Here is a 24173-nt window from a genome sequence, read left to right on the forward strand (position 1 = left end):
GGGCGCGCTCTTTTTAGAACAACACGGAACGCACCGCGTCCTGTTTTGCGATGGCGCCGGCCAGGCGCATGCGTTCGACTGGCAACCCACTGCATGCATCCGCATCGCGTCGGGAGTTTCCAACGTGCCGCTTCGCCTCCGTCCCACGGTCCTGCACACGGCCCGCCTTGCCACCGCGTTTGCAGGCCTGGCTTTGCAGCTCGCCACCACCGCATTCGCCGCCGATGTTCAGGTGTTCACGGACCGCGCCCACCCGGTCGCCACGGCCCCTGGCATGACCGTCATTGAACTGGACGCCCCCGCACGCCTGATCGCCGAGCTCGGCGCGGACCTGCCGGCCGATCCCCGGCGTGCGGAATCCCTGCTGCGCCAGCGTCTGGCCTCCCCGATGCAGCGGGACTTGCAAACGCGGATCGCCCAGGCGTACCAGGGCGTGGCCGACGCGTACCACCTCGGCGTCGCCAAACTGCCCGCGGTGGTGGTCGATGGGCGCTACGTCGTCTATGGCGATGCGGACGTGGCACGCGCGCTCGCGCGTATCGCCGCCCACCGGGATGCCCGGCCATGATGCGCCTGCGCAAACTCCGGAGGGCCGTCGCCTGCGTGCTGCTGGCGAGCACTGGGCCGTCCTTCGCGCTCAATACCGCGAGCATCGTGACCGCCGCGCTGTCGCCCGACTGCCTGGCCTATCGCATCGCGGGCATCTGCTACTGGCTCTACTGCACCTCCAGTGGCTGCACCGTCCGCACGTCGGTCAAGGTGCGGCACTACGTCCCGGATGCGGTCGTCTCCAGCTACAGCAACACCGGGGCCAACCCCTGGGTCGAGGTGCGCGCCATGAGCACGCCCAACCCCACCGCCCAGGCCGGCGGCGACGGCACGACGAACGAGGAGCACGAGAACAATCTCGCCAAGTTCAAGAACGCCGACGTGATCGGCCATCCCGCGGGCGCCGCCTTCAGCGCGTTCGTCAGCCGCTCGGGATACACCTGCGAGGGGGCGGGAACGCCCTTCGTTCCCTACCTGCTCAGCACGTTCGACACGCTGGCGTGGCGGTACAACGTGCCCGAGGCGGTGTACCCCGAATCGCTCACGCCCGGCGTGCGGGAAATCGGTTCGCGGCTCACGGCCAATCTCTGGGGCAACGTCTATCCCCGGGGCGGCTTCCTGCACCAGACCCACGACCACTGGAGCGGCGCCGTGGTCGCGCAGCGGGCCGGGGACGTGGTGACGCGCACCGGACAACCCCACGTGTACCAGCCGCTGCTCGCGCGCTCGTCCGCGGGCTATTGGCCCGCCGGTCCGCTGGTGGAGAGCAATCCCGATTCGGGCAAGTGGCAGGAACTGACCCCCACCCTGTCGAACCGCTGCGCGGTGTTTCCGCATTCCGGACCCTTCGTGCAGGCGCAGCAGGGCGACTACGCCTGGGCGCTCTGGCGTCCGTACAGCTGCTGCCAGCGGCGCGGGCAGGTCTTTCTCGGCAGCGTGGATTTCTGACGGAGGCCCCTGGATGAAAGACACCCCACATCCGCTTCGGCGTCGCCACACGCGTGCCCGCGGCATCGCCGCGCTGGTCGTTCTGACGGCGCTTTGCACCACGTCCACCGCACAGACACGCATCGACGAGGACGGCATCCGTTCCAGCGGCAGCGTCATCGGCAGCGATGTGCTCTACAGCATCGGCGGCGGCCGGGCGGTATCGATGGGCCCGGCGGGCAACATGCAAAGCATCGGGGTCGGCGTGGGCTGGAACAGCAATTTGATCTGCGGCGACATGAGCATCACGACCACGCTCCGCAACCAGCTCAACGGCGTCACGAACGGCTTCCAGTCGATCATGAGCAACGTCATCCAGAGCGCTACCAGCGCGGTGGCGTCGCTGCCGGCGCTCATCATCCAGCGGGCCGATCCCGGGCTCTACAACCTGCTGACCAACGGCATCCTGCAGGCCCGCCTGGACTTCGACCGCTCCAAGATGACGTGCCGCGCGATCGCGGGCCGCATGGCGGACATGGCGGGCGGCCAGACCGGTTGGGACCAGCTCGCGGAAGGCATGGCCCTCAAGCAGGCGGTGGCCAGCACCGACGCGGTCTCCGCGATCGAACGCGCGGAGAGCAACAAGGGCAACAGCGGCGTTCCCTGGGTGGGCGGCGGCAACGCCGGTGGATCGGGCCAGTCGCCGATCAAGGTCGTGGGCGATGTGACGCGGGCCGGCTACAACCTGCTCAACGGGCGCGGAGCCACCGACACGTCCTCCATCGCAGCGGGCCAGTGCAACGGGCGCCTGACCTGCCAGACGTGGTCTTCGCCGCAGGCCGCCGCCACCTGGGCGACCCGGGTGCTGGGTGAGCGCGAGCAGCGCACGTGCCAGACGTGTACCAAAACCTCGACTACGCCCGGCGTGGGCCTCACGCCGCTCATCCAGGAAGAGTACGAGGTCAAGCTGAAAGCGCTGCAGGACCTCGTGACCGGCGCGAAGCCGCCGACCTCGGCGAACCTGGACGCGGCCGGCAGCGCTTCCCTGCCGCTCACGCGCGCGGTGATCGAGGCGCTGCGCGACGAGCCCGACCAGGATCTGCTGGGCAAGCGCCTGGCGTCGGAAGTCGCCCTCGCCAGCGTCATGGAGAAAGCCCTGCTGCTGCAGCGCACGCTGCTGACCGGTCGCAAGGAGCCCAACGTCGCCGCCAACGAACTCGCCACCAAGGCCGTGGACCAGGAAAGCAACGCCCTGGAGCAGGAAATCCAGAACCTCAAGACCGAGCTGGAGCTGCGCCGGGAACTGGCCGGCAATTCGCCGATGACCCTGATCCAGCGCTACAGCACGCGTGCCGCCGGCTCGCGCGGCATCTACCAGGGCGATCCGACACGGGACCGCGTGCAGGAGATCCAGAAGCCGCGGAGCACCCCATGAGCGCCGGCAGCCATTTGCGGCGCGTGCAGCACCTGGTGAACGTCTCCGGTGGGAAGGACTCCACCGCGACCTACCTGCTGGCCCTGGAATCCGGCCGGGACTACCGCGCGGTGTTCGCGGACACCGGCAACGAGCATGAACTCACGTACGAATACGTGCAGCGGCTTCCCGAGCGCACCGGCGGCCCGCCGATCGAATGGGTGAAGGCGGACTTCCGCGCGAGGATGGCCAAGCACAAGGCCTACATCCTCGAACACTGGCCGCGCATGGGCATCCCCGATGCGCTGGTGCGCGAGGCGGCGGAGCTGCACGAGCCGACCGGCAATCCGTACCTGGATCTGTGCATCACCAAGGGACGCTTTCCTTCGAGGATGGCGCAGTTCTGCACCTCCGAGCTCAAGGAGCTTCCGATCACGGAGCAGGTGGTGCTTCCCATGCTGCGCCGGGGTCCGGTCGTGCAGTGGCTCGGGATCCGCGCCGAGGAAAGCCGGCACCGCGCCCGGCAGCCGCGCATCAACCGGCATGAATCCGGCTGTTATCTGTGGCGGCCGATCTTCGACTGGAAACTGCAGGACGTGTGGAAGAAGCACGCCGACCACGGCATCGCGCCCAATCCGCTGTATGCCCTGGGCATGGGCCGCGTCGGCTGCATGCCCTGCATCCATGCCTGCAAGTCGGAACTGCGTTCGATCGCCGAGCGCTTTCCTGGGCACATCGACCGCATCGAGCGCTGGGAGCGCGTCGTTACCGCGGCCAATAAGCGCCATTCGGCGACGTTTTTTCCGGTGCGGAAGGACCCTACCGATGCGGATCGCCCGGGCCGATACTCCGGCATCCGGCGCTTGGTGGAATGGTGCCACACGGCGCGCGGTGGCCGGCAATACGCGCTGTTCTTCGACGACCAGGCTGGGAGCGGCTGTTCCTCCGACCTCGCACTGTGCGAACGGAGCGGCCGGTGACCAGGCCCGCCGAGCGCCGCGGCGCGATGTCGATCGTGCGATCAGTGGGGCGCGCAACCCTCTGGATTGGCCTTCTGATCGGTGTGGCGGTCGCGATCAATGCGCTGGGAATTCGGGCTATCGGCGGCGCCGCTGCCTGGGAGCAATGGCTCAAGGCGCATGCGAGCTTCTTCATGGCTTGGCGCATCTTCCTGTACACGGTGGCCATTCTGCTGTGGCGGCGCCTTCGTGTCCGGCTGCAGCAAGCTGGGGTGGGCGTGGAAGAGCTCGCTCGCGTTTGCCGAATGGAAGTCGCGGCAGTGCTGGCTGTTCTTTTTTTCGAATTGAGCAACTTTTGAAGAACTCGGCTGGTGACATCGGAGCCATCCGAGGGCTTCGGGCAGCGGCTGGTGGGGGAGACGTGGGGACTAGCGCTCCGATGAAATCCATTCATTAGCCATGCATTAGCCATTCATGATCGGCATGCCGCCTGCCCGAGAATTGTCGTCCTTGCGCCATGGCCATTTTCCCCCAGTAGACATGAGGATCGTGAGGCATCAGCCAGCCGATGATGCGAATTAGGTAGCGCCCTCGAAACTAGACGACTGGCTCATCATGGGCTCTCGACAATCTATTCAAGAATCCGTCGCTTGGCGATCATGTCGTGACGGGGAACGAACGGGAATTCACCGATCACAATGGCGACCAGCCGCAACCGCGCCAAAGGAGCGCCGACGACCCCATGACTCGATTCATTCCATTGCGCCCCAATGACGCTGAGGCCTCCCAATCGCCCCCCATCCCCGTCGCGCTCAAGCATCTCCAGCCGAAGCCTCTGGGGACTGGCGCTTCCGTGGCAACGGCGGGCAGCACGCTGCCTCCCTCCATCACCCTCGCCAGCGGCCCGGCGGCCGTGCTACCAGGCTTGAGTCTCTCCGTCGGGACCATCTCGGCCGCAGCCGACGGCACGATATGGGCCCTCGACCAAGACGGCGACAGCACCGGCACGTTGCAGGTCTACGACTACGCCAAAGCCGCCCTGAGCACCGTCTACGCCAGCCCTGATGCGAGCTTCGGTGCCATCTGCGCTGTGTCCGCTGACCTCGTCTACGTCGTAGCGACGGACAGCACCACGTGGATCGGTCAGGTCGATGGCAGTGGCGCGGTCACGAAACTGGGCTCGCCGCCCAACGGCGTGACGATCTCCGACATCACCGCGGCCACGGATGGCACGCTGTGGGCACTCGACGCGCAGGGCAATCCCTATCAATACGCCAACGGCAGCTGGACGATCCAGAACCAATCCGGCCAGAACACGCTCGTTTTCACGACCATCTCGGCTGGCAGCGCCGACCTGATCGTTGGCGCAGCGACGGCAGACGGCTTGGGTCCGATCTTCTGGCAATGGACGGCCGCCAGCGGCTGGAAACCATTGACCAATGGGGCGCAATTTGGCGGCAGTTGGATAGCGGCCTGCGCCGATGGATCGGTCTGGTCGCTAACGCAGACGGAACTGACGCTGTCGGCGCCGGGCGGCGTGGTGAAGACGATGGACGTCTCCGGCCTGGAACTCCCGCAATCATGGACTGCAGGCTCCCAGTTCCTGTGCTGCGCGGTAACGATCGCCTATCCACTCGCCATCGTCATTGCCCCCTTCACGTTGGGTCTGCTGGACGTACCCACCCAATCATGGCCGGCGATGAATGCCGGGCAGCAGACGGCGTACACCGCCGTCAATGCCACGCTCGGCATCACCGTCTCCGGCGGCATTCGCGCGCAGTACGCCAACACGATCGCGCCGCTGTCGAGCTACCAGATCGAGCTCTCACAGATGGCGCAGCCGGCCGGCGTCTCAGCGGACGATTGGACCGCGCTCAAGGCGCAGTTGATGACGGAACTGACCGCGGTCATCGCCGTCAATGCACTGTTCGTCGAGTTGGGAACACTGTCGTCGGATCTGGCGACCATTCAATCCGAACAGTTGCAGGCGGTATCTACCAGTGTGGGCCTGACCGTACAGGCGCAAGGCGAATCGGAAGTGAGCGTGGTGCTGACCACGCTGATGACGACCTTCCTGTCCCGTGTCGGCACGCTGTTCGCTCCGCCGTACGGACTGGCCGTCTCCCTGATCGGGTCGGGACTTGCTGCGGCGATGAACTACAACATCCAGCAGAACAGCCCGGACGCGCCGCCCGGCACCTTGCAGGTGGCATACGCGAAGTTGGCCGACGCCATGGCGAACAACTTCATCCAGTCGATTACGGAGCGCGCGACCCAGCAGACCGCCATCGTGACCGATTGGGGCAAGCTCAGCCTGGCCGGACAGGCCATCAGCCAGGGCCTCTGGGTCTGGCCGGATACGCTGACGCCATCGCTGCTGGCGGGACTGGCGCCGGTTTGGCAGCTCACCTTCTACCAGTCGTTGATGCCAGCGGGGTGGCAGATCCTGCAGGGGGAAGAGGTGTTCGGGCCACATGTCTTTCCGGCCCCCACGCCACCGTCTTCGCCCAACCACGCGATGATGACTAAGCACGTGAGCGATTCCAGCGATGACTTCGTCTACTGGTACTACATCTGCTGCGCGCTGGGATCGCCGGCGAACATCACGACGAACGTGGGCGCCTATCCGAGCACGGTGCTGACGCAGGACCTCTTCACGAGCCTGAGCGTGACTCCCTCGGACTTCTTCGGCGGCCAGAATGGGTGGAGCCTGCCGGTCGTGCAGTCGCCGGGCTGGGCGGATCCGGACGGTTCGTTGCAGTGGGATGCCTACAATCCGAATGACTGACTCGCTGCGATAAGCCCACGGGCGCGCTGGGTGCCGGCACGTCTGATCAGCCGTCTATCCGGCAGCATCTTGGCACGCAGTGGGAGCAGAGCGCTCTCAAGAGCCGGCGTGTGAGCTGTGTTACAGGAGGACGACCTTCATTCGTCGTCCTCCCGATCCAGCTCCGCCATGACATCGTCTGCATCGCGGAAGTGCCCGTGCTCGATCTCTCGTTCCCCCGGCGCGAGGAGCTTGGGTCGGTCTGCAAAACCTCTGGTCGCCCCGACTGGCATCCGCATCGACGCCGTCTGGGTTGCGACGACGCCACTGATCATGCGAGCAGTCACCGAAACCATCCTGGCCCGCGTCGTTCAGGTCTTCGGCGGCGCAAAGCCGCACCATGCGTACCTCTTCGCCAACCGGCATGCCACGCGCATGAAGGTGCTCTTACATGACGGCGTCGGCATATGGCTTGCAGTACTACGCCTGCACTGCGGGCGTTTCGTGTAGCCTCACGAGAAGGCTGGAACAGATGCCACTGACGCCGCCCCAGCTGCAGGCCTTGGTGCTGGAGCCGTGGCAGCGCGTGGAAGACGACGACGCGACCCGGTTGTTGTGACGCAATCGGGGTTCGCGCCGGAGCGCGGCCCGCAAACGTCTCACACTGCCGTCATGGCAGTCGCGGCGCGTCGAATGCTCGACCACGAGACATCTCAAAGCGCGCTCTACTCTTTCGCCAAGCAGAGTTCGGCGTGGCCCGTAGGCGCCCCAACAGCATGCGTACTGCTTAAACAACAGGGAACGCTTCGCATCCCTTTTCAGGCTAGATCTAGTGGTCAGCATGCGTTTGACTGATAGCCCAATGCACTCACCGCGTCGGAAGTTTTCAAGTGCTGCCCCGCCTGACAAAGGCAGTGAAAGTGAAGAGTGGAGCGCAAGATAGAACCCAAAGCCCTGGACACTCGGTGATCGCAGCTACTTTTGACTCAAACACATGTTCGCGTGTGAATGAAGGAGGCGAAGGAATGCAGGCAGAGACAAGCAAGACACTCATCAACCGTAAAAAGCTCCTGGCGATGATTCCACTGTCTGAGCGCACGATCTTTAACATGGAGCAGCGTGGAGAGTTCCCACGCCGCATTGCACTCACCAGCCGAAATGTCGCCTGGGATTTGGCCGAAATTGAGAAATGGATTGAAACGCGCAGGTCGTCCGGTACGCAGGCCATGCGACCGGGATTCAACTCGTCGACCGTCACCTGCGGCTCCGCCCCTTCAACCGATAAAAGCGCTGCGCTGCTCCGGCGGCAATAGAACGAACATCACGCATTGATGCACGGATAGCGTCCTAAAGTGCCCTTCGTTCACGCACTTGGCCGCTTCATTGTCCATTCGTCGATCATGTTCGCCCAGTCCTGCAGCATGGCGGTGCGTTGCTCACTGTACTCAGCCTTGTTATAGACGGCCCTGACGCCTTTCTGCTCATGCGCCAGGCACTTCTCAATCCAGTCGGTGTTGTAGCCAGCCTCATGCAATAGCGTGCTGGCTGTGCGCCGTAGGTCATGTGGCCCAAACTTGGGAAGCGACTTTCCTTCCTTTTGCGCCAGCCGATATGTGAGCGTCAATACTTGGTTGAGCGTGGCGCTGCTCATGGGTAGGTCTGAGTCATAACGCGACGGCAACACGTAGTCCGAGCCGCCGGCAAAGGTTTTGAGGGCAATGAAAATGTCCAGGGCCTGGCGGGACAGAAACACCAAGTGCGGATTGCGTCGCTTCATTCGCTCCTTCGGGATCGTCCAAAGCGCGTCGCTGAAATTGATCTCGCCCCAGGTCGCGTTGGTCAGCTCGCTTTTGCGCACCATCGTTAGCAGCAGCAATTTGGCTGCTGCCCGGATGGATGGCGTCGTACCGATGCGCTCCATGTACTGATACATCAGGCCGATCTCATCGGGCGTCAGCGCACGATCGCGCGGCTCGAACTTGGCGATTGTCGTTGGGCGCACCAGTTCTGCTGGGTTGGCGACCTTCTGGCCGCGTTCGATGGCCCAGCGATAGACCTGCGACATCACCTCTCGTGCATGTACTGCGGTGGCCGGCGCGCCGCGCTCCACGATGGCATCGGTGAGCGCGCGCAAGTCCTCATGGGTGATCTCCACCAGCTTCTGATTGCCGAATTTCGGCTTTAACTCGCGCTCGTAGACCGAGCGGCGCATGTCACGTGTGGAGTCAGCCATCTGGTAGCCGCGCAGCCATTTCTCCGACCATGCTCCAAACGTCTCCGCATCCTTAACGCGAGCCTTGTCTCGCGCCTTCTCTTTGGCAGGCGACTTCCCGGCCGCGATCATCTTCTTGGCTTCGCCGAGCCGCTCTCGGGCTTCCGCAAGGGTGATTCCGCCAACACCGTAGCGGCCGAAAGTGATGGTCTCCTGCCGGCTATGGATCGAATAGTTATAGCGAAACGAGATCGCACCTGCAGGCGTGACGGCCACATAGAGGCCATCGCGGTCGTTCTCCTTGTAGAGCCTATCCCTCGGCTTGAGGTTCCGCAGCTTGGTATCAGTAAGCATGTTCTTGGCCCTCGTTCGGCTTAAATACCATGATCCATATTCAGCCGTTTTCTGCAAAAAAAACTAATAAAATCAATGACTTATGAAAATTTAGTACCATGATATCAATAAAGATTGCTGCATGGTATTGGCAGCGCCTCATGGTATCTAAGCGCTCGATGCCATTCATCATGCCATGAAAAAACGGTGCTTGCAGATTCCAAAGATTGCCAGCGAGTGCCAGACGAAATCAAAAAAAAGCCCGCATTTACGCGGGCTTAGCTGTGTTCTAGTGCTACTTGATGCCAGCCAGTGCCAGACGTCAAATCATTCCCACTCGATCGTCGCAGGCGGCTTGCCGGAAATATCGTAGACCACCCGCGAAACGCCGCGCAGCTCGTTGATGATGCGGTTGCTCACCGTGCCGAGGAAGTCGTACGGCAGGTGCGCCCAGTGCGCGGTCATGAAGTCGATGGTCTCCACCGCGCGCAAGGCGATCACCCATTCGTAGGCGCGTGCATCGCCGACCACACCGACCGATTTCACCGGCAGGAACACCGCGAAGGCCTGGCTGGTCTTGTCGTAGAGATCGGCCTTGCGCAGTTCGTCGATGAAGATCGCATCGGCCTTGGCCAGCAGCTCGGCGTACTCGCGCTTCACCTCGCCGAGGATGCGCACGCCCAGGCCCGGGCCCGGGAACGGGTGGCGATACACCATCGTGCGCGGCAGGCCAAGCTCGACGCCCAGGCGCCGCACTTCGTCCTTGAACAATTCGCGCAACGGTTCGACCAAGCCCAGCTTCATGTGCTCCGGCAGGCCACCGACGTTGTGATGGCTCTTGATCACGTGCGCCTTGCCGGTCTTGCTGCCGGCCGACTCGATCACATCCGGGTAGATCGTGCCCTGTGCCAGCCACTTGGCATTGGCCAGCTTGCTGGACTCTTCGTCGAAGATGTCCACGAACAGGTTGCCGATGATCTTGCGCTTGGCTTCCGGGTCGCTCACGCCTTCCAGCTTGGCGAAATAACGGTCGGCGGCGTTGACGCGGATCACCTTGACGCCCATGTGCTCGGCGAACATCGCCATCACCTGGTCGCCTTCCTGCCAGCGCAGCAGGCCGGTGTCGACGAACACGCAGGTCAGCTTGTCGCCGATCGCCTTGTGCAACAGCGCGGCCACCACCGACGAATCCACGCCGCCGGACAGGCCCAAGATCACTTCGTCATCGCCCACCTGTTCGCGCACGCGCGCGATCTGGTCCTCGATGATGTTGGCCGCGGTCCACAGCGTCTGGCAGCCGCAGACATCCACCACGAAGCGACGCAGCAAGGTCTGTCCCTGCAAGGTATGCGTCACCTCCGGATGGAACTGCACGCCGTACCAACGCTTGGCTTCGTTGGACATCGCCGCGACCGGAATGCGGTCGGTCGTGGCGGTAATGGTGAAGCCCGGCGGCACCTGCGACACGTGGTCGCCGTGGCTCATCCACACGTTCAAACGCGACGCGCCGGCGTGGTCGGTCAGACCGGAGAACAACGCGTCGGCGGCCACCACATCCACTTCGGCATGGCCAAATTCGCGCTGATCCGCCGCTTCGGTCGCCCCACCCAACTGCGCAGCGAGCGTCTGCATGCCGTAGCAGATACCGAACACCGGCAGGCCGCTATCGAACACTTCCTGCGGCGCCACCGGTGCGCCCGGCAACGTGGTCGACTCCGGGCCGCCGGACAGGATGATGCCCTTGGCACCGAAACCGGCGATCTCCGACGGATCATGATCCCACGCCCAGATCTCGCAATAGACCCCGATCTCGCGGATACGCCGCGCAATCAGCTGGGTGTACTGCGCGCCGAAATCGAGGATGAGGATCTTGTCGGTATGGATGTTGGTCATTGAGAGCCGGGAATCGAGAATCGGGATTGGGGAATCGCAACAGCAAACGCAGCACCAGCCGCTATCGGACGAGGAAGCGGCGGGCTCTTAACGATTCCCGATTCGCGATTCCCCATTCCCGATCATCCAGCGCGATAGTTCGGCGGCTCTTTGGTGATCTGTACGTCGTGGACGTGGCTTTCGCGCTGACCGGCGCCGGTGATCTTGACGAACTTGGGCTTGCTGCGCATCTCTTCGATGGTGGCGCAGCCCACGTAGCCCATGGTCGCGCGCAGGCCACCGATGAGCTGATGGATGATGCCGCCGACCGGCCCGCGATACGGCACGCGGCCCTCGATGCCTTCGGGAACCAGCTTGTCGGCATCGGAGGCATCCTGGAAGTAGCGGTCCTTGGACCCCTTTTCCATCGCACCCAGGCTACCCATGCCGCGGTAGCTCTTGTAGCTGCGGCCCTGGAACAGTTCGACCTCGCCGGGCGCTTCTTCGGTACCGGCCAACAGGCCGCCGACCATGACCGTCGAGGCACCGGCCACCAGCGCCTTGCCGATGTCGCCGGAATAGCGGATGCCGCCATCGGCAATCAAGGGGATGCGGTCCTGCAGTGCTTCGGCCACCATGTCCACCGCGGTGATCTGCGGCACGCCCACGCCAGCAACCACGCGCGTGGTGCAGATCGAGCCCGGGCCTACGCCAACCTTGACCGCATCGGCGCCGGCATCCATCAATGCCAATGCCGCATCGCCGGTCACGATGTTGCCGCCGATCACCTGCAGCTGCGGATAGGTCTTCTTGACCCACGCAACGCGATCGATCACGCCCTGCGAATGGCCATGCGCGGTATCGACAATCACCACGTCCACGCCGGCTGCGGCAAGCAGCTCGATGCGCTGTTCGGTATCGCCGCCCACGCCCACTGCCGCGCCCACCAGCAGCCGCTTGGCGCTGTCCTTGGCGGCGTTGGGGTTGTCGGTCTTCTTCTGGATGTCCTTGACCGTGATCAGGCCACGCAGCTCGAAACTGTCGTTGACTACCAAGACCTTTTCGATCCGGTTGCGATGCAGCAGCTCGAGCACTTCCTCGTCGCTGGCGCCCTCGCGCACGGTGATCAGCCGGTCCTTCTTGGTCATGATGTGGCGGACCGGATCGTCGAGCTTCTTTTCGAAACGCATGTCGCGGCTGGTGACGATACCGACCAGTTCGCTGCCATCCACCACCGGCACGCCGGAGATGTTGCGCGCGCGCGTCAGTGCCAGCACTTCGCCGATGGTCGTGTCCGGGCTGACGGTGAATGGCTCGGTGATCACGCCGGATTCGAATTTCTTGACCCGTGCCACTTCGCCGGCTTGCTGCTGCGGGGTCAGGTTCTTGTGGATGATGCCGATGCCGCCCAACTGGGCCATGGCCACCGCAAGACGGTGCTCGGTCACTGTGTCCATTGCCGCCGACAGGATCGGCAGTTTCAGGCGCAGGTCGCGCGTCAGCCGGGTTTCCAGGCTGACGTCCTTGGGCAGGACGATCGAATGAGCGGGGACGAGCGAAACGTCGTCGTAGGTGAGAGCTTCAGCCTGGATGCGTAGCATCGGCGGACCCGAGTGTGGGGAAGCGCGATATTTTAACGCATTGGCGCCGGGAGTGGGGAGTTGAGATTCGGGAGTGGCCAAGGCGCCGCCCTGCACCGCCCGCCGTTCGTCAGGATGCCGGCGGCCGGCTGATCCCCGGACGCAATCCGGATCGGCCGACACCTGCGCTTGGCCGCTGCCTTTAACGAATCCCCAATCCCGAATCTCCAATCCCGGCCGCATCAGCGGCCTCGATGGTGTTCTGCATCAACGTGGCTACCGTCATCGGCCCTACCCCGCCCGGCACCGGGGTGATCCAGGCCGCGCGCTGCGCGGCGGCGTCGAAGCCGACGTCGCCCACCAGGCGGCCATCATCGAGCCGGTTGATGCCGACATCGATCACCACCGCGCCCGGCTTGACCCATTCGCCCGGAATCAGCCCCGGGCGGCCGACTGCCACCACCAGGATGTCGGCATTGCGCACGCTCGCTTCCAGCACATCGGGCGGGGTGAATTTGTGGCAACTGGTGACCGTGCAGCCGGCGATCAGCAGCTCCAGCCCCATCGGCCGGCCAACGTGGTTGCTTACCCCGACGATGGTGGCATTGCGGCCGCGCACCGGTTGGTCGGTGTGCCCGAGCAAGGTCACGATGCCGCGCGGCGTGCACGGGCGCAGCCCGAATTCGCGCAAGGCCAGATGCCCGACATTCTGCGGATGGAATCCGTCCACGTCCTTGCGCGGGTCGATGCGCTGAATCAGCCGGTTGGCATCGGGAATACCCGGCAGCGGCAGCTGGATCAGGATGCCGTGGATCTTGGGGTCGGCATTGAGCTCATCGATCAGCGACGCCAGCTGGGCTTCGCTGGTGCCCTGCGGCAGGTCGTAATCGAAGGCTTCGATGCCGACCTTCTCGGCCGCGCGCCGCTTGTTGCGTACATACACCGACGATGCCGGATCGCCACCGACCAGCACCACCGCCAGCCCGGGGCGCGTCTTGCCGGCGGCCAGCCGCGCATCCACGCGCAGCTTCAATCCGTCGAGCAATTCCTCGGCAATGCGGCGACCATCGAGAAGGCGGGCCGAAGCGGAGGCAGCTGGCGCAGAAGCGGTCATGGGGCGTCAGGTGTAGAGTCGAAGGCCGTCTATTGTCCCCGATTCCGCCATGACCGACACCACCTCACGCACCGATCCGAGCACCACTTCGATCGAAGCGGCAGCATTTCGCCGTCTCTTGCAGCATCTCAACCAGGACCGCACCGACGTGCAGAACATCGACTTGATGATTCTCGCCGGCTTCTGCCGCAACTGCCTGGGCGATTGGTACCGCGAAGCGGCCGAAGCGCAAGGCCAGACCATGACCAAGGAACAGGCGCGCGAAGCCGTGTACAGCATGCCATTTGCCCAATGGAAACAGCAGCATCAGAAAGACGCCACGCCCGAGCAACTGGAAGCCTTCGCCGCCGCCCAGCGCAAGCATGGCTAGTAGGCATCAGTGGGCGCGGCCGCCAGGACGTCCCGAGCGATCTTCGGCTGGATGTAGGCGCGCCGAGGAGCTGGAGGGCACGAGCGATCCGTACCGCATCGAGCATGTGTGGCGCGCCCGACGCCCACGCAGTCATGTGTGCCCGCTGCTAGCGGCCAACACGAGATGGCGAGCAGTCGTCCGGTCGCGGCCATCGTACTGTGCCAATGGCGCACGCATCGCGCACTGGCCATGCCGCTGAGCGTCTGCACAGCGCGTGTGTCGGCCGCCCTCAGAGCGTGTCGTGCACGTTGAGATGAGATGCCTTGTCCGCCAGCGGTGCGGAGCGGGTGCTGGGTGGCTCCAGCTTGGCTGTGGTGCCAAGGCACGCCGCGCGGCGCGCGTTGCGTGCCGCTGGCGGCCAACCCTCCGGCAAGCGCCCTGTGCCCTGTGGCGCGCCTGGCACTCAACTCAACGTGCATGACCCGCTCTAGTCGCGTGTCTGTGTCTCTACTTGCTCAGCCTGCGGCACCGCATCGGGATTCAACGTGCGACTGCCGCGACGCGGCCGCGTGAATGGCGTGGGCCGGGGTGCGGGCGGCAGGGTGTTGCCATACATCAGCCCGGCTCCGGCGCGTGCATCGCCGGCAGCAATCTCCAGTTCGAAACGCTCGGCATCGCGGCGGCGGATCTGACGCGAAATCATGCCGGCTTCGTCCTCGTCCACCCCCAGCTCCATCAGCGCCACCTTGCCGAAGATTACCGCCGACTCTAAGGTCTCGCGGATCTGGTAATCCACTCCCGCCGCGACCAACTGCAGCGAATGCTGGTGGTCGTACGAACGCACCAGCAGCTTGGCATGCGGAAACTCGCGCGTTGCCAGCTCGACGATGCGATTGGCCGCCTCCTGGTTGTCGACGCACACCGCAATCGCACGTGCGCTGTGCGCGCCGGAGGCATGCAACACATCGAGCCGGGTGCCGTCGCCGTAGTAGATCTTGAAACCAAATTCTTCCGCACTCTGGATCATCTCGATGTCGTTATCGATGATGGTCACATCCACATCGCGCGCCAGCAGTGACTGACTGGCCACCTGCCCAAAGCGCCCGAAGCCGATGATCAACACACTGCCGGTCTGGCCACTGGCTGCTTCCACGCCATCCAGCGAGACCGCTGCGGCCGGCGTCAGCCGCCGTTGCAGCAGCACGAACAACGGCGTCAGTGCCATCGACAACACCACGATGGCGGTCAGGCTGGCATTGACCTGGGCATCGATGACCCCGGAGGCCGACGCGGCGGCAAACAGCACGAATGCGAATTCGCCGCCTTGTGCCATCAGCACGCCACGGTCCAGCGCCTGGCGATGGTCGCTGCGCATCAGCCGCGCCACCGCGTAGATGCACACGCCCTTGCCCACCATCAGGGCCAGCACGCCCAGCACGATCAGGCGCCAGTCGGCCGCCACCACGCGCAAGTCCAGGCTCATGCCGACGCCGAGAAAAAACAGCCCCAGCAGGATGCCGCGAAAAGGCTCGATATCTGCTTCGATCTGATGCCGGAACGTGGATTCGGACAACAGTACGCCAGCCAGGAACGCCCCCATCGCCATCGACAGCCCGCCCACTTGCATCAACAGCGCCGCGCCCAGCACCACCAGCAATGCTGCTGCCGTCATCACCTCGCGCGCCTTGGACGCGGCCAGGATGCGGAACAAGGGATTGAGCAGCCAACGCCCGGCCACCAGCAATCCGACGATGCAGGCCAGGCCGATGCCGATACCCTGCCAACGCTGCGATGCGGCCTGCGGGTCGCCGCTGGCGCCCATCCAGGCCACGATCGCCAGCAATGGCACGATCAACAGATCTTCGAACAGCAGGATCGCCACGATCTTTTGCCCCGGCGGCAAGGCAACGTCGCCACGCTCTGCCAAGAGCTGCATCACTACCGCAGTGGACGTCAACACAAAGCCCGACGCCGCCACGAACGCCACCGATGGCGCGAAGCCGAGCAACAGGCCGATGCCGGTCAACACCAGCGCACAGACCGCGATCTGCAGCGTGCCGAGTCCGAAGATGTCCTTGCGCAAACTCCACAGGTGCGAGGGACGCATTTCCAGCCCGATCACGAACAGAAACATCACCACGCCCAACTCGGCCACATGCAGGATGGCTTGCGGCTCGTTGAACAGGCCCAGCCCGAACGGACCAATTGCCAGTCCCGCCGCCAGATAACCCAACACCGAGCCCAGGCCCAGACGCCGGAACAACGGGATCGCAACCACGGCAGCGCCGAGCAGCACCACCACGTTGATCAGTTCACTGGATTGGCTAGGTTGACTCATGGGCCGAGTCTAGCGGCACTTGCGCGGCCCCGGCCTGCATCAGGGTGCGCATCTCTGCCCCTGCTTGGCGTTGCCAAGCCGGGCTCTGCAGGCTCGGCAATGCGTACGGCCAGCCCCGAAAACGACGAACGACGCCAGCTGGCGTCGTTCGTGGAAACAGCAATCAGGCAACAATCAACCGTGCGCGTCGGCCTTGGCCAGTGCTTCGCGGATGATTTCCTTGGCCGGGCCGCCATGCTTCTCGTGCTCGAGCGCGAAGTGCACGGTGGCCTCGATCAGGCCGATATGTGCGCCGCAATCGAAACGTCGGCCTTCGAAACGGAAGGCATCGACCTGCTCCTGCTTCAGCAGCTCGGCAATTGCGTCGGTCAGCTGGATTTCGCCGCCCGCGCCTGCGCCGGTGGACTCCAGCAATTCGAAGATCTTCGGGCTGAGCACGTACCGGCCAACCACCGCCAGATTGCTCGGCGCCACTTCCGGCTTGGGCTTTTCGACGATGGCGTTGATGCGACCCTTGCGGCCGTCGAAGGCATCGGTGGAGACGATGCCATAGCTGGCCGTCTTGTCGTGCGGCACATCTTCCACGGCGATGACGCTGCCGCCGGATGCTTCGGCAACATCGGCCATCTGGGTCAACGCGGCGTCGCCACGGTTCCACATCAGGTCGTCGGGCAGCAGCACGGCGAACGGCTCATCACCAACCACCGCCTTGGCACACAACACGGCGTGCCCCAGGCCCAGCGCTTCGGCCTGCGTCACGAAAATGGCGCGCACGCCTTCCGGCAATGCATGACGGACCAGCTCCAGCTGCTCCAGCTTGCCGGCGCGCTCGAGCTTCTGCTCCAGCTCGTAGGCCTTGTCGAAGTAGTCGGCAATGGAGTGCTTGTAGCGGTTGGTGACGAAGATCAGCGTATCGCAGCCAGCCTGGATGGCCTCGTCGACAGCGTATTGGATCAATGGTTTGTCGATGATTGGCAGCATTTCCTTCGGCACCGTCTTGGTAGCCGGAAGAAAGCGGGTCCCAAGACCTGCGACGGGGAATACGGCCTTGCGAATACGCTGACTCATTACAGTCTTCTGACCTCACGTGCGGGGAATGGAACGACCGTATCAGATCGCGCGTCGACTTTCCGTCGAGCAGCCGCGAAATCCGGCATCAGGCTACCCAAGACAGTCTCCATCGCTTTGATGTCATAGCGGTTAACGGCCTCGCGCAAGCGCGTCACCAGCTGCAGCACCTGCTCATGCGAGAACTCGCGCACACCGGCTTCCAGGATCTTCGGGTGCGCGGTGGGACGATAGTCTTCGTCGGAATAGAACAGCGTCTCATGCAGCTTCTCGCCCGGCCGCAGGCCGGTGTAGAGAATCGCCACGTCCTTGCCGGGCTGCTTGCCGGCCAGACGGATCATCTGCTCGGCAAGCAATCGAATCGGCACCGGCTCGCCCATGTCCAGCGTATAGATCGCACCATGCGACGCGGATGCGGCCGCCTGGATGACCAACTGGCAGGCTTCGGGGATGGTCATGAAGTAACGCGTGACATCCGGATGCGTCACGGTCACCGGGCCGCCCTGGCGGATCTGCTCGCGGAATAACGGCACTACGCTGCCGGCCGAATCGAGCACGTTGCCGAAGCGCACGGTGATGAAACGCGTCGGCGCATCGCGCGCGTCAAGGCTCTGGCAGATCATTTCCGCATAGCGCTTGCTTGCGCCCAGCACGTTGACCGGCTCCACCGCCTTGTCGGTGGAAATGAAGACGAAGGTCTCGATACGGGCACGCTGACATGCGCGCGCCACGTTCTCGGTCGCCAGCACATTGTTGCGCACCGCCTCGCGCAACTGCTCTTCCAGCAACGGCACCTGCTTATACGCGGCCGCATGGAACACCGCGTCCGGCGTGGCGGTGTTCAACGCATGCGCCACGACCGCCGGATCGCCGCAGTCGCCGAGCACGCGCACGACCTCGATATCCGGGAACAGCCGGCGCAGATCCGAGTCGATGGTCAGTAGCGCCAGTTCGTCGATTTCCAGCAGCACGATCCGGCGCGCGCCGTGGCGCGCACACTGACGGCAGACTTCCGAACCGATCGATCCACCGGCGCCGGTCACCATCACGGTCTTGTTGGTCAGCCAATCGCGGATCAGGCGCCAGTCGGGCGTCACCGGCTTGCGGTTGAGCAGGTCCTCGATCGCGACCTCCTTCAACTCGCCCGGCAACGAGCGCCCCTCCAGCACGTTGATCAGCTTGGGCACCATGCGGAACGGCAGGCCGGTGCTTTCGCAGATCGCCACCACGCGCTGCATGCCGGAAGCGTCCAACGACGGGATCGCGATCACCAGTAATTTGGCAGCGGTCTCTTTAGCAATCGCGGCGGCCTGATCCAGATTGCCCAGCACATTGAGACCCTGGATCTTGGCGCCATGCAGGTTGCTGGCATCGTCCAGATAGCCGATCGGCACGAACGCGCCGGTACGGCGCAGATCGCGCACCAAACCTTCAGCAGCGCGCCCTGCGCCCAGGATCAGCACGCGCTGCCCCGCGTCACCGGAATGCGCGATCTGGTAGTCCTTCCAGGCGCGATACAACAGACGCGGCGTCCCCAGCATGGCCGACAACGCAAACGGATAGACCACCAACACCGACAGCGGCACGCCATCCAGACGGTCGTACGCCAACGCCAGCACGATCGTGACCAGCCCAAGAAAACTCGATTTGAAGATGTTCCACAGGTCCGGCACCGAGGCGAAGCGCCACAACCCGCGGTACAACCCCATCTTCCAGAACACCAGGCCCTGCGCCACCAACACCACCGCGGTGCGCCAGTCCCACAGCGGCAGATCCGGCGCGTCGCGCAGCATCGAGTAGCGGCCGGCATGCAGCAACTGCCAGCACACCCACACCATCAGCAGGTCATGCACCACGACCGCTATCTGCGGCAGGGCCTTGGTCAAACGGTCACGCCAGGAAATCATAAAAGTCCATTACTCAGGAATTGCGCAGTCCATCGCGCAGAAAAAGCCAGATTGCAGTGGCGCCCATGCCCCACACCAGCGCGCCGGACACCTGCAGCCAGAACGGATCATGACGGATTAACAGGTACAAGCAGACGGCAATGAGGCTGAAAGCGAAATAAACGCACGTTACCGGGACGTGCGTCTCAAGACGACGCGCCAGACGTTGGTACAGATGCTGGGCATGTGGCTCCCACCAGCGTTGCCCGGACAGCATGCGAGCAAGCAGCGTGAAGCCGGCGTCTACAAGAAAGGCCGTCAACGGGAACCAGCTGATCCACCAGCTCACCTGACCACTTGCCACGTTCAGCGCCAGCAGCGCCGCCAGCACGTAGCCGAGCGCGCCACTGCCGCCATCGCCCATGAAGATGCGCGCACGTGGGAAATTGAACGGCACAAACCCGAGGCACGCGGCTGCAATCGCCAGACCTGCCCACGACCAACCGGCAGGCGCTACCAGCGAGAATCCCAGCGCGGCCAACGCCGCCTGGGTGCTGGCGAGCCCATTGATGCCATCCATGAAATTCCAGACATTGATCAACACCACGGATGCAGCTGCAGTCAGCAATCCATCCCACACGCTGCCCGTCGCGTGCCAAACCAAGGCGCCCAATGCCGCCGATGCGGCCAGGTGAATCGAAAACCGCAGCCTTGCCGAAAGCGGACGGTGGTCGTCCCACCAGCCCACGCCGGCCACTGCGACCAAGCCCGCTGCGAACCAGCAGACCGTCAACCGGGATGTCGGCCATAGCGCGCACGCCGCAACGCAGCCCAGCAAGATTGCCGCCACAATCGCCATGCCGCCACCGCGCGGGGTCGCCACCAGGTGGCTACGCCGTTCACCGGGATGATCGAGCAGACGCCGGTGCAAGGCATAGCGCCGCAGCCCCCAGGTGCCCAGTGCCGCGACCAGCAGGTGCAGCGCGCACCACAGCCACGCCATCAGACCACCGCGTAGTTCAACAGCGGTTTGACCGTACCCCATTCCTTGCAGCTCGGGCATTGCCAGTGATGCGTCTTGGCACCGAAGCCGCAGCGCGTGCATCGGTAGCTCGGATTGCGCACCAGCAACTGGTCGGTGATGTGCTTGAGGTCCTGCAGGGTGCCGACCGGGTCGCTCCCCTCGGCCAGGGTGAGATCGATCAATGCCGACTCACCACGCACCGACGGCCGATCCTTGAGCTGGCGGCCAAGATAGGCAAGCGCAGGCGCGACGCCATCCTGGGCTTCCATCAACTGGGTCAGCGCCAGCACCGGAGCGATGCCGCGATAGTGCTCGGTCATCTCCGACAGGAAGTTGCGCGCGCCGGCGATATCGCCGACCCGTCGATACGCGGCCATCAATGCAGGAATGATCTCGGGCAGGTATTCCGGATCATGCCGGGCAGCCCGTTCGAACGCGCGCACCGCCGCTTCGTCGTGACCGCGCTCGGCTTCGATGCGTCCTTCCAGAATGCCGGCACGCACGGAAGTGCCATCGGCCTGGTAGGCACGTGCGATCGCTTGGAGTGCATCGTCGGTTTTGCCCAGGCCGCGATAGCGATCAGCCAGTTCGCATTCGAATTGCGAGATCAGCTTGCCCATCGGCTCGCCGGTCACCTCTTCATAGCGGGTGGCGTTGTCGATCGCCTTTTCCCAATCGCGCTCGGCCTGATAGATACCGATCAGGTGACGCAGCGCCTGCGGCGCGCGCTGGTCAAGTTGCGCCAACTCCGTAAAGACCGTTTCGGCACGATCCAGCAGACCCGACTTCATGTAGTCCTCGCCGAGCGCCAGCAAGGCCTGGACGCGCTGCTGATCGGTCAGGTCGCCACGCTGCACCAGGCCCTGGTGCAGGCGGATCGCACGGTCCACTTCACCACGGCGGCGGAACAGATGCCCCAACGCGACCTGGGTCTCGAAGGTTTCCTTGTCCAGTTCGGCGATGTGCAAAAACAGCTCGATCGCCTTGTCCGGCTGTTCGTTGAGCAGATAGTTCAACCCGCGGAAATAGGTACTGGAAAGACGACTGACCTGCGTGTCGCCATGGCGTTGACCGCCACGACGGCCGACGATCCAGCCGCCTAGCGCAGCCAGCGGCACGAACAGGAAGAACCAGATCCACTCGGTCAGAAATTCCATACGTCGTTACAGTCCATCGATGGGGCGCGGCTCGACGGTCGCAGGCGTGACAGCCCTGGCGTCGGCGCGACTGACCGCAACAGCCTTGTTGGCCTGGCGCAGTTTGGAATAGAGGGGAATGACCACACTGACCAGCACCATGCCGGCACCGACCAGCAGCGCGACGATGATCGCGACGCCTGAACTGGTATGCACGCTGGAGAACAGAAAATCGAGCGTGACGTCCTGGGAATTGACCGCACCGATGATCAGACCGACCAGCAGGAAGGCCAACATCACCAGCAAGCGAAGCACCTTCATGGCGAGACTCCGTCGGGAGGCGGACTAGCTTAACCGAGACCACATAAACGCAGCGCCAGAATGGCTTCAGTCTGCCGTATCGGCCACATCCACAGGCACCACGGAGCTGACACGCTCACGCAATTCCTTGCCCGGCTTGAAGTGGGGTACATGCTTGCCCGGCAGCGCGACCGACTCGCCGGTCTTAGGGTTACGTCCCAACCGTGGCGGACGGTAATGCAGCGAAAAACTGCCGAACCCGCGAATTTCGATCCGATCGCCATCGGAGAGCGCCTGGCCCATCATTTCCAGCAGCGACTTGACTGCCAGATCCACGTCGTCCGACTTCAGATGCGCTTGGCGTCGCGCCAGGATTTCAATCAATTCGGACTTGGTCATGGGAGACTTGCTTTTTTCGACTGACACATCGGAATCGGCCCGGGCAAGCCCGGGCCGATCCGTTACGCTCTTGCGAGCGCTACGCGCTTACTCGGACTTGTTGTTGTTCAACTGCGCACGCAGCAGCGCGCCCAGCTGAGTCATGCCGCCCGACGCGGAGGCGGACTGGTAGTCCTCCAACGTTTCGCGCATTTCGGCATCGTCCTTGGCCTTGATCGACAGCTGCAGGGTGCGGCCCTTGCGGTCCATGCCCACGAACTTGGCTTCGATCTTGTCGCCGACCTTCAGGTGCTGGGTGGCGTCGTCGACGCGCTCGTTGGCGATGTCGCGTGCAGCGACGTAGCCTTCGATGCCGTCGGCCAAGTCGATCGTGGCGCCCTTGGCATCCACTTCACGCACCACGCCTTCGACCTTCGAACCCTTCGGGTTGGACGCCATGTACTGACCGAACGGGTCCTGCTCCAGCTGCTTGACGCCCAGGCTGATGCGCTCGCGCTCCGGGTCCACTGCCAGCACGACGGCTTCCAGCGTGTCGCCCTTCTTGTAGTTGCGCACGACATCTTCGCCGGTGGTGTTCCAGCTGATGTCGGACAGGTGGACCAGACCGTCGATGCCGCCGTCCAGACCGATGAAGATGCCGAAGTCGGTGATCGACTTGATCTGACCGGACACCTTGTCGTTCTTCTTGTGGGTCGCAGCGAAGGTTTCCCACGGATTGGCGGCAACCTGCTTCATGCCCAGCGAGATGCGGCGACGCTCCTCGTCCACGTCCAGGACCATTACTTCGACTTCGTCACCGACCTGCACAACCTTGGACGGGTTGACGTTCTTGTTGGTCCAATCCATTTCGGAGACGTGCACCAGACCTTCGACGCCCGGCTCGATCTCGACGAATGCGCCGTAATCGGTGACGTTGGAGACCTTGCCGAACACGCGGCTGTTGGCCGGGTAACGACGGGCAATGTTGTCCCACGGATCTTCGCCCAGCTGCTTCAGGCCGAGGCTGACGCGGTTACGCTCGCGATCGAACTTCAGCACGCGCACGTCCAGCTCGTCGCCGACGTTGACGACTTCGGACGGATGGCGAACGCGCTTCCAGGCCATGTCGGTGATGTGCAGCAGGCCGTCGATACCGCCCAGGTCCACGAACGCGCCGTAGTCGGTCAGGTTCTTGACGACACCCTTCAGGATCGCGCCTTCCTGCAGCTTGTCCATCAGCTGCTCGCGCTCTTCCGAGTGCTCGCTCTCGACCACTGCACGACGCGAAACAACGACGTTGTTGCGCTTGCGGTCCAGCTTGATCAGCTTGAACTCAAGTTCCTTGCCTTCCAGGTAGGCCGGGTCGCGCACCGGGCGCACATCCACCAGCGAACCAGGCAGGAACGCGCGGACATCCTTGATGTCCACGGTGAAACCACCCTTGACCTTGCCGCTGATGCGGCCGGTGATGGTTTCGTTCTTTTCCAACGCTTCTTCCAGCTCGTCCCACACCATCGCGCGCTTGGCCTTCTCGCGCGACAACACGGTTTCGCCGAAGCCGTTCTCGATGGAATCGAGGGCGACCTTGACCTGGTCGCCTACGCCGACATCGATCTCGCCAGCGTCGTTACGGAACTGCTCGATCGGCACGATGCCTTCGGACTTCAGGCCAGCGTTGATCACCACCACGTCGCCGCGAACTTCCACGACGGTACCGGTGACGATGGAGCCCGGCTTCAGCTTCGCCAGATTGGCTTGGCTGGCTTCGAACAGTTCTGCAAAAGATTCTGTCATTTGAATTTACTCAGTTGAACACACGGGCGCCGATCGTCGGAGTGCGACAGATGCGAACCGCCCAGCCTGTTGGTCGACTCCATACAGCGAGTCGGTTAGAAGTCATAGAACTGCCACGCAGGATGCGCGACGGAGCTTTGGAACGCCTTACGGTCGGCGGGACAAACCCG

22 protein-coding genes are annotated in these 24173 nt (G+C 63.7%); 10 read left to right on the forward strand and 12 right to left on the reverse strand.

The window, feature by feature from the left end:
- The first annotated feature begins 124 nt into the window (after positions 1-124).
- The 9 genes from FLG15_RS11625 to FLG15_RS11665 all read left to right on the forward strand — a co-directional run bounded on the left by FLG15_RS11625 (position 125) and on the right by FLG15_RS11665 (position 7929).
- Positions 125-568 (forward strand): TIGR03757 family integrating conjugative element protein, encoded by a 444-nt coding sequence (locus tag FLG15_RS11625; protein WP_150146340.1) that lies wholly within the window; start codon positions 125-127, stop codon positions 566-568.
- A complete protein-coding gene (locus FLG15_RS11630) occupies positions 565-1497 on the forward strand; it encodes a TIGR03756 family integrating conjugative element protein (protein ID WP_150146343.1) in 933 nt (310 codons plus the stop codon). Before FLG15_RS11625 ends, FLG15_RS11630 begins: the two co-directional genes overlap by 4 nt.
- 13 nt (positions 1498-1510) lie before the next feature.
- Positions 1511-2911: an integrating conjugative element protein gene (locus tag FLG15_RS11635; RefSeq protein ID WP_150146346.1), complete on the forward strand. Its 1401-nt coding sequence runs from the start codon at positions 1511-1513 to the stop codon at positions 2909-2911.
- Positions 2908-3870 carry a phosphoadenosine phosphosulfate reductase domain-containing protein gene (locus tag FLG15_RS11640; RefSeq protein ID WP_150146349.1) on the forward strand — a complete coding sequence of 321 codons (963 nt, stop codon included), beginning with the start codon at positions 2908-2910 and terminating at the stop codon, positions 3868-3870. The genes FLG15_RS11635 and FLG15_RS11640 overlap by 4 nt, the downstream gene beginning before the upstream one ends.
- Positions 3867-4208 (forward strand): hypothetical protein, encoded by a 342-nt coding sequence (locus FLG15_RS11645; RefSeq protein WP_150146351.1) that lies wholly within the window; start codon positions 3867-3869, stop codon positions 4206-4208. The genes FLG15_RS11640 and FLG15_RS11645 overlap by 4 nt, the downstream gene beginning before the upstream one ends.
- Positions 4209-4591: 383 nt before the next feature.
- Positions 4592-6637 (forward strand): NHL repeat-containing protein, encoded by a 2046-nt coding sequence (locus FLG15_RS11650; RefSeq protein WP_150146354.1) that lies wholly within the window; start codon positions 4592-4594, stop codon positions 6635-6637.
- A 312-nt stretch (positions 6638-6949) separates the two neighbouring features.
- Positions 6950-7126, forward strand: a complete 177-nt coding sequence (gene tnpB / locus FLG15_RS23465; protein ID WP_209228164.1) for an IS66 family insertion sequence element accessory protein TnpB — start codon at positions 6950-6952, stop codon at positions 7124-7126.
- Complete coding sequence (locus FLG15_RS23470) at positions 7068-7235, forward strand: hypothetical protein (protein WP_209228173.1); 168 nt, start codon at positions 7068-7070, stop codon at positions 7233-7235. The genes tnpB and FLG15_RS23470 overlap by 59 nt, the downstream gene beginning before the upstream one ends.
- A gap of 406 nt (positions 7236-7641) precedes the next feature.
- A complete protein-coding gene (locus tag FLG15_RS11665) occupies positions 7642-7929 on the forward strand; it encodes a helix-turn-helix transcriptional regulator (protein ID WP_150146360.1) in 288 nt (95 codons plus the stop codon).
- Positions 7930-7979: 50 nt separating this feature from the next.
- Here FLG15_RS11665 and FLG15_RS11670 read toward each other — a convergent pair whose 3' ends face one another.
- The 4 genes from FLG15_RS11670 to folD all read right to left on the reverse strand — a co-directional run bounded on the left by FLG15_RS11670 (position 7980) and on the right by folD (position 13727).
- Positions 7980-9182: a tyrosine-type recombinase/integrase gene (locus tag FLG15_RS11670; RefSeq protein ID WP_150146362.1), complete on the reverse strand. Its 1203-nt coding sequence runs from the start codon at positions 9180-9182 to the stop codon at positions 7980-7982.
- 306 nt (positions 9183-9488) lie between these two features.
- Positions 9489-11054 (reverse strand): glutamine-hydrolyzing GMP synthase, encoded by a 1566-nt coding sequence (gene guaA / locus FLG15_RS11675; protein ID WP_017157587.1) that lies wholly within the window; start codon positions 11052-11054, stop codon positions 9489-9491.
- A gap of 122 nt (positions 11055-11176) precedes the next feature.
- Positions 11177-12634, reverse strand: coding sequence for an IMP dehydrogenase (gene guaB / locus FLG15_RS11680; protein WP_007963221.1), 1458 nt, complete (start codon positions 12632-12634; stop codon positions 11177-11179).
- A gap of 181 nt (positions 12635-12815) precedes the next feature.
- A complete protein-coding gene (folD, locus tag FLG15_RS11685; RefSeq protein ID WP_150146364.1) occupies positions 12816-13727 on the reverse strand; it encodes a bifunctional methylenetetrahydrofolate dehydrogenase/methenyltetrahydrofolate cyclohydrolase FolD in 912 nt (303 codons plus the stop codon).
- Between the two features lie 49 nt (positions 13728-13776).
- On the opposite strand from folD, the gene FLG15_RS11690 reads away from it, so the two are divergent.
- Positions 13777-14097 carry a DUF1244 domain-containing protein gene (locus FLG15_RS11690; RefSeq protein ID WP_057678439.1) on the forward strand — a complete coding sequence of 107 codons (321 nt, stop codon included), beginning with the start codon at positions 13777-13779 and terminating at the stop codon, positions 14095-14097.
- A 469-nt stretch (positions 14098-14566) separates the two neighbouring features.
- Here FLG15_RS11690 and FLG15_RS11700 read toward each other — a convergent pair whose 3' ends face one another.
- The 8 genes from FLG15_RS11700 to rpsA all read right to left on the reverse strand — a co-directional run bounded on the left by FLG15_RS11700 (position 14567) and on the right by rpsA (position 24003).
- On the reverse strand, positions 14567-16417 hold the full coding sequence (locus tag FLG15_RS11700; protein ID WP_057678440.1) for a monovalent cation:proton antiporter-2 (CPA2) family protein: 1851 nt from the start codon (positions 16415-16417) through the stop codon (positions 14567-14569).
- A 174-nt stretch (positions 16418-16591) separates the two neighbouring features.
- Entirely contained in the window at positions 16592-17485 is an 894-nt protein-coding gene (gene galU, locus FLG15_RS11710; protein WP_039571175.1) for a UTP--glucose-1-phosphate uridylyltransferase GalU, read from the reverse strand.
- Positions 17485-19392 (reverse strand): polysaccharide biosynthesis protein, encoded by a 1908-nt coding sequence (locus FLG15_RS11715; protein ID WP_057678441.1) that lies wholly within the window; start codon positions 19390-19392, stop codon positions 17485-17487. The genes galU and FLG15_RS11715 overlap by 1 nt, the downstream gene beginning before the upstream one ends.
- Before the next feature lie 13 nt (positions 19393-19405).
- Positions 19406-20374: an MraY family glycosyltransferase gene (locus tag FLG15_RS11720; RefSeq protein ID WP_057678442.1), complete on the reverse strand. Its 969-nt coding sequence runs from the start codon at positions 20372-20374 to the stop codon at positions 19406-19408.
- On the reverse strand, positions 20374-21552 hold the full coding sequence (gene lapB / locus FLG15_RS11725; RefSeq protein ID WP_057661574.1) for a lipopolysaccharide assembly protein LapB: 1179 nt from the start codon (positions 21550-21552) through the stop codon (positions 20374-20376). Before lapB ends, FLG15_RS11720 begins: the two co-directional genes overlap by 1 nt.
- Positions 21553-21558: 6 nt before the next feature.
- Positions 21559-21852 (reverse strand): lipopolysaccharide assembly protein LapA domain-containing protein, encoded by a 294-nt coding sequence (locus tag FLG15_RS11730; protein ID WP_057661571.1) that lies wholly within the window; start codon positions 21850-21852, stop codon positions 21559-21561.
- Between the two features lie 66 nt (positions 21853-21918).
- The gene (locus FLG15_RS11735; protein ID WP_003489651.1) at positions 21919-22230 is read right to left on the reverse strand and encodes an integration host factor subunit beta; all 312 of its coding nucleotides are present in this window, start codon (positions 22228-22230) and stop codon (positions 21919-21921) included.
- An 87-nt stretch (positions 22231-22317) separates the two neighbouring features.
- On the reverse strand, positions 22318-24003 hold the full coding sequence (gene rpsA, locus FLG15_RS11740) for a 30S ribosomal protein S1 (protein WP_003489652.1): 1686 nt from the start codon (positions 24001-24003) through the stop codon (positions 22318-22320).
- Positions 24004-24173: the final 170 nt, after the last annotated feature.

The sequence above is a fragment of the Xanthomonas phaseoli pv. dieffenbachiae genome, from assembly GCF_008639345.1.
Classification (GTDB): Bacteria; Pseudomonadota; Gammaproteobacteria; order Xanthomonadales; family Xanthomonadaceae; genus Xanthomonas; species Xanthomonas phaseoli.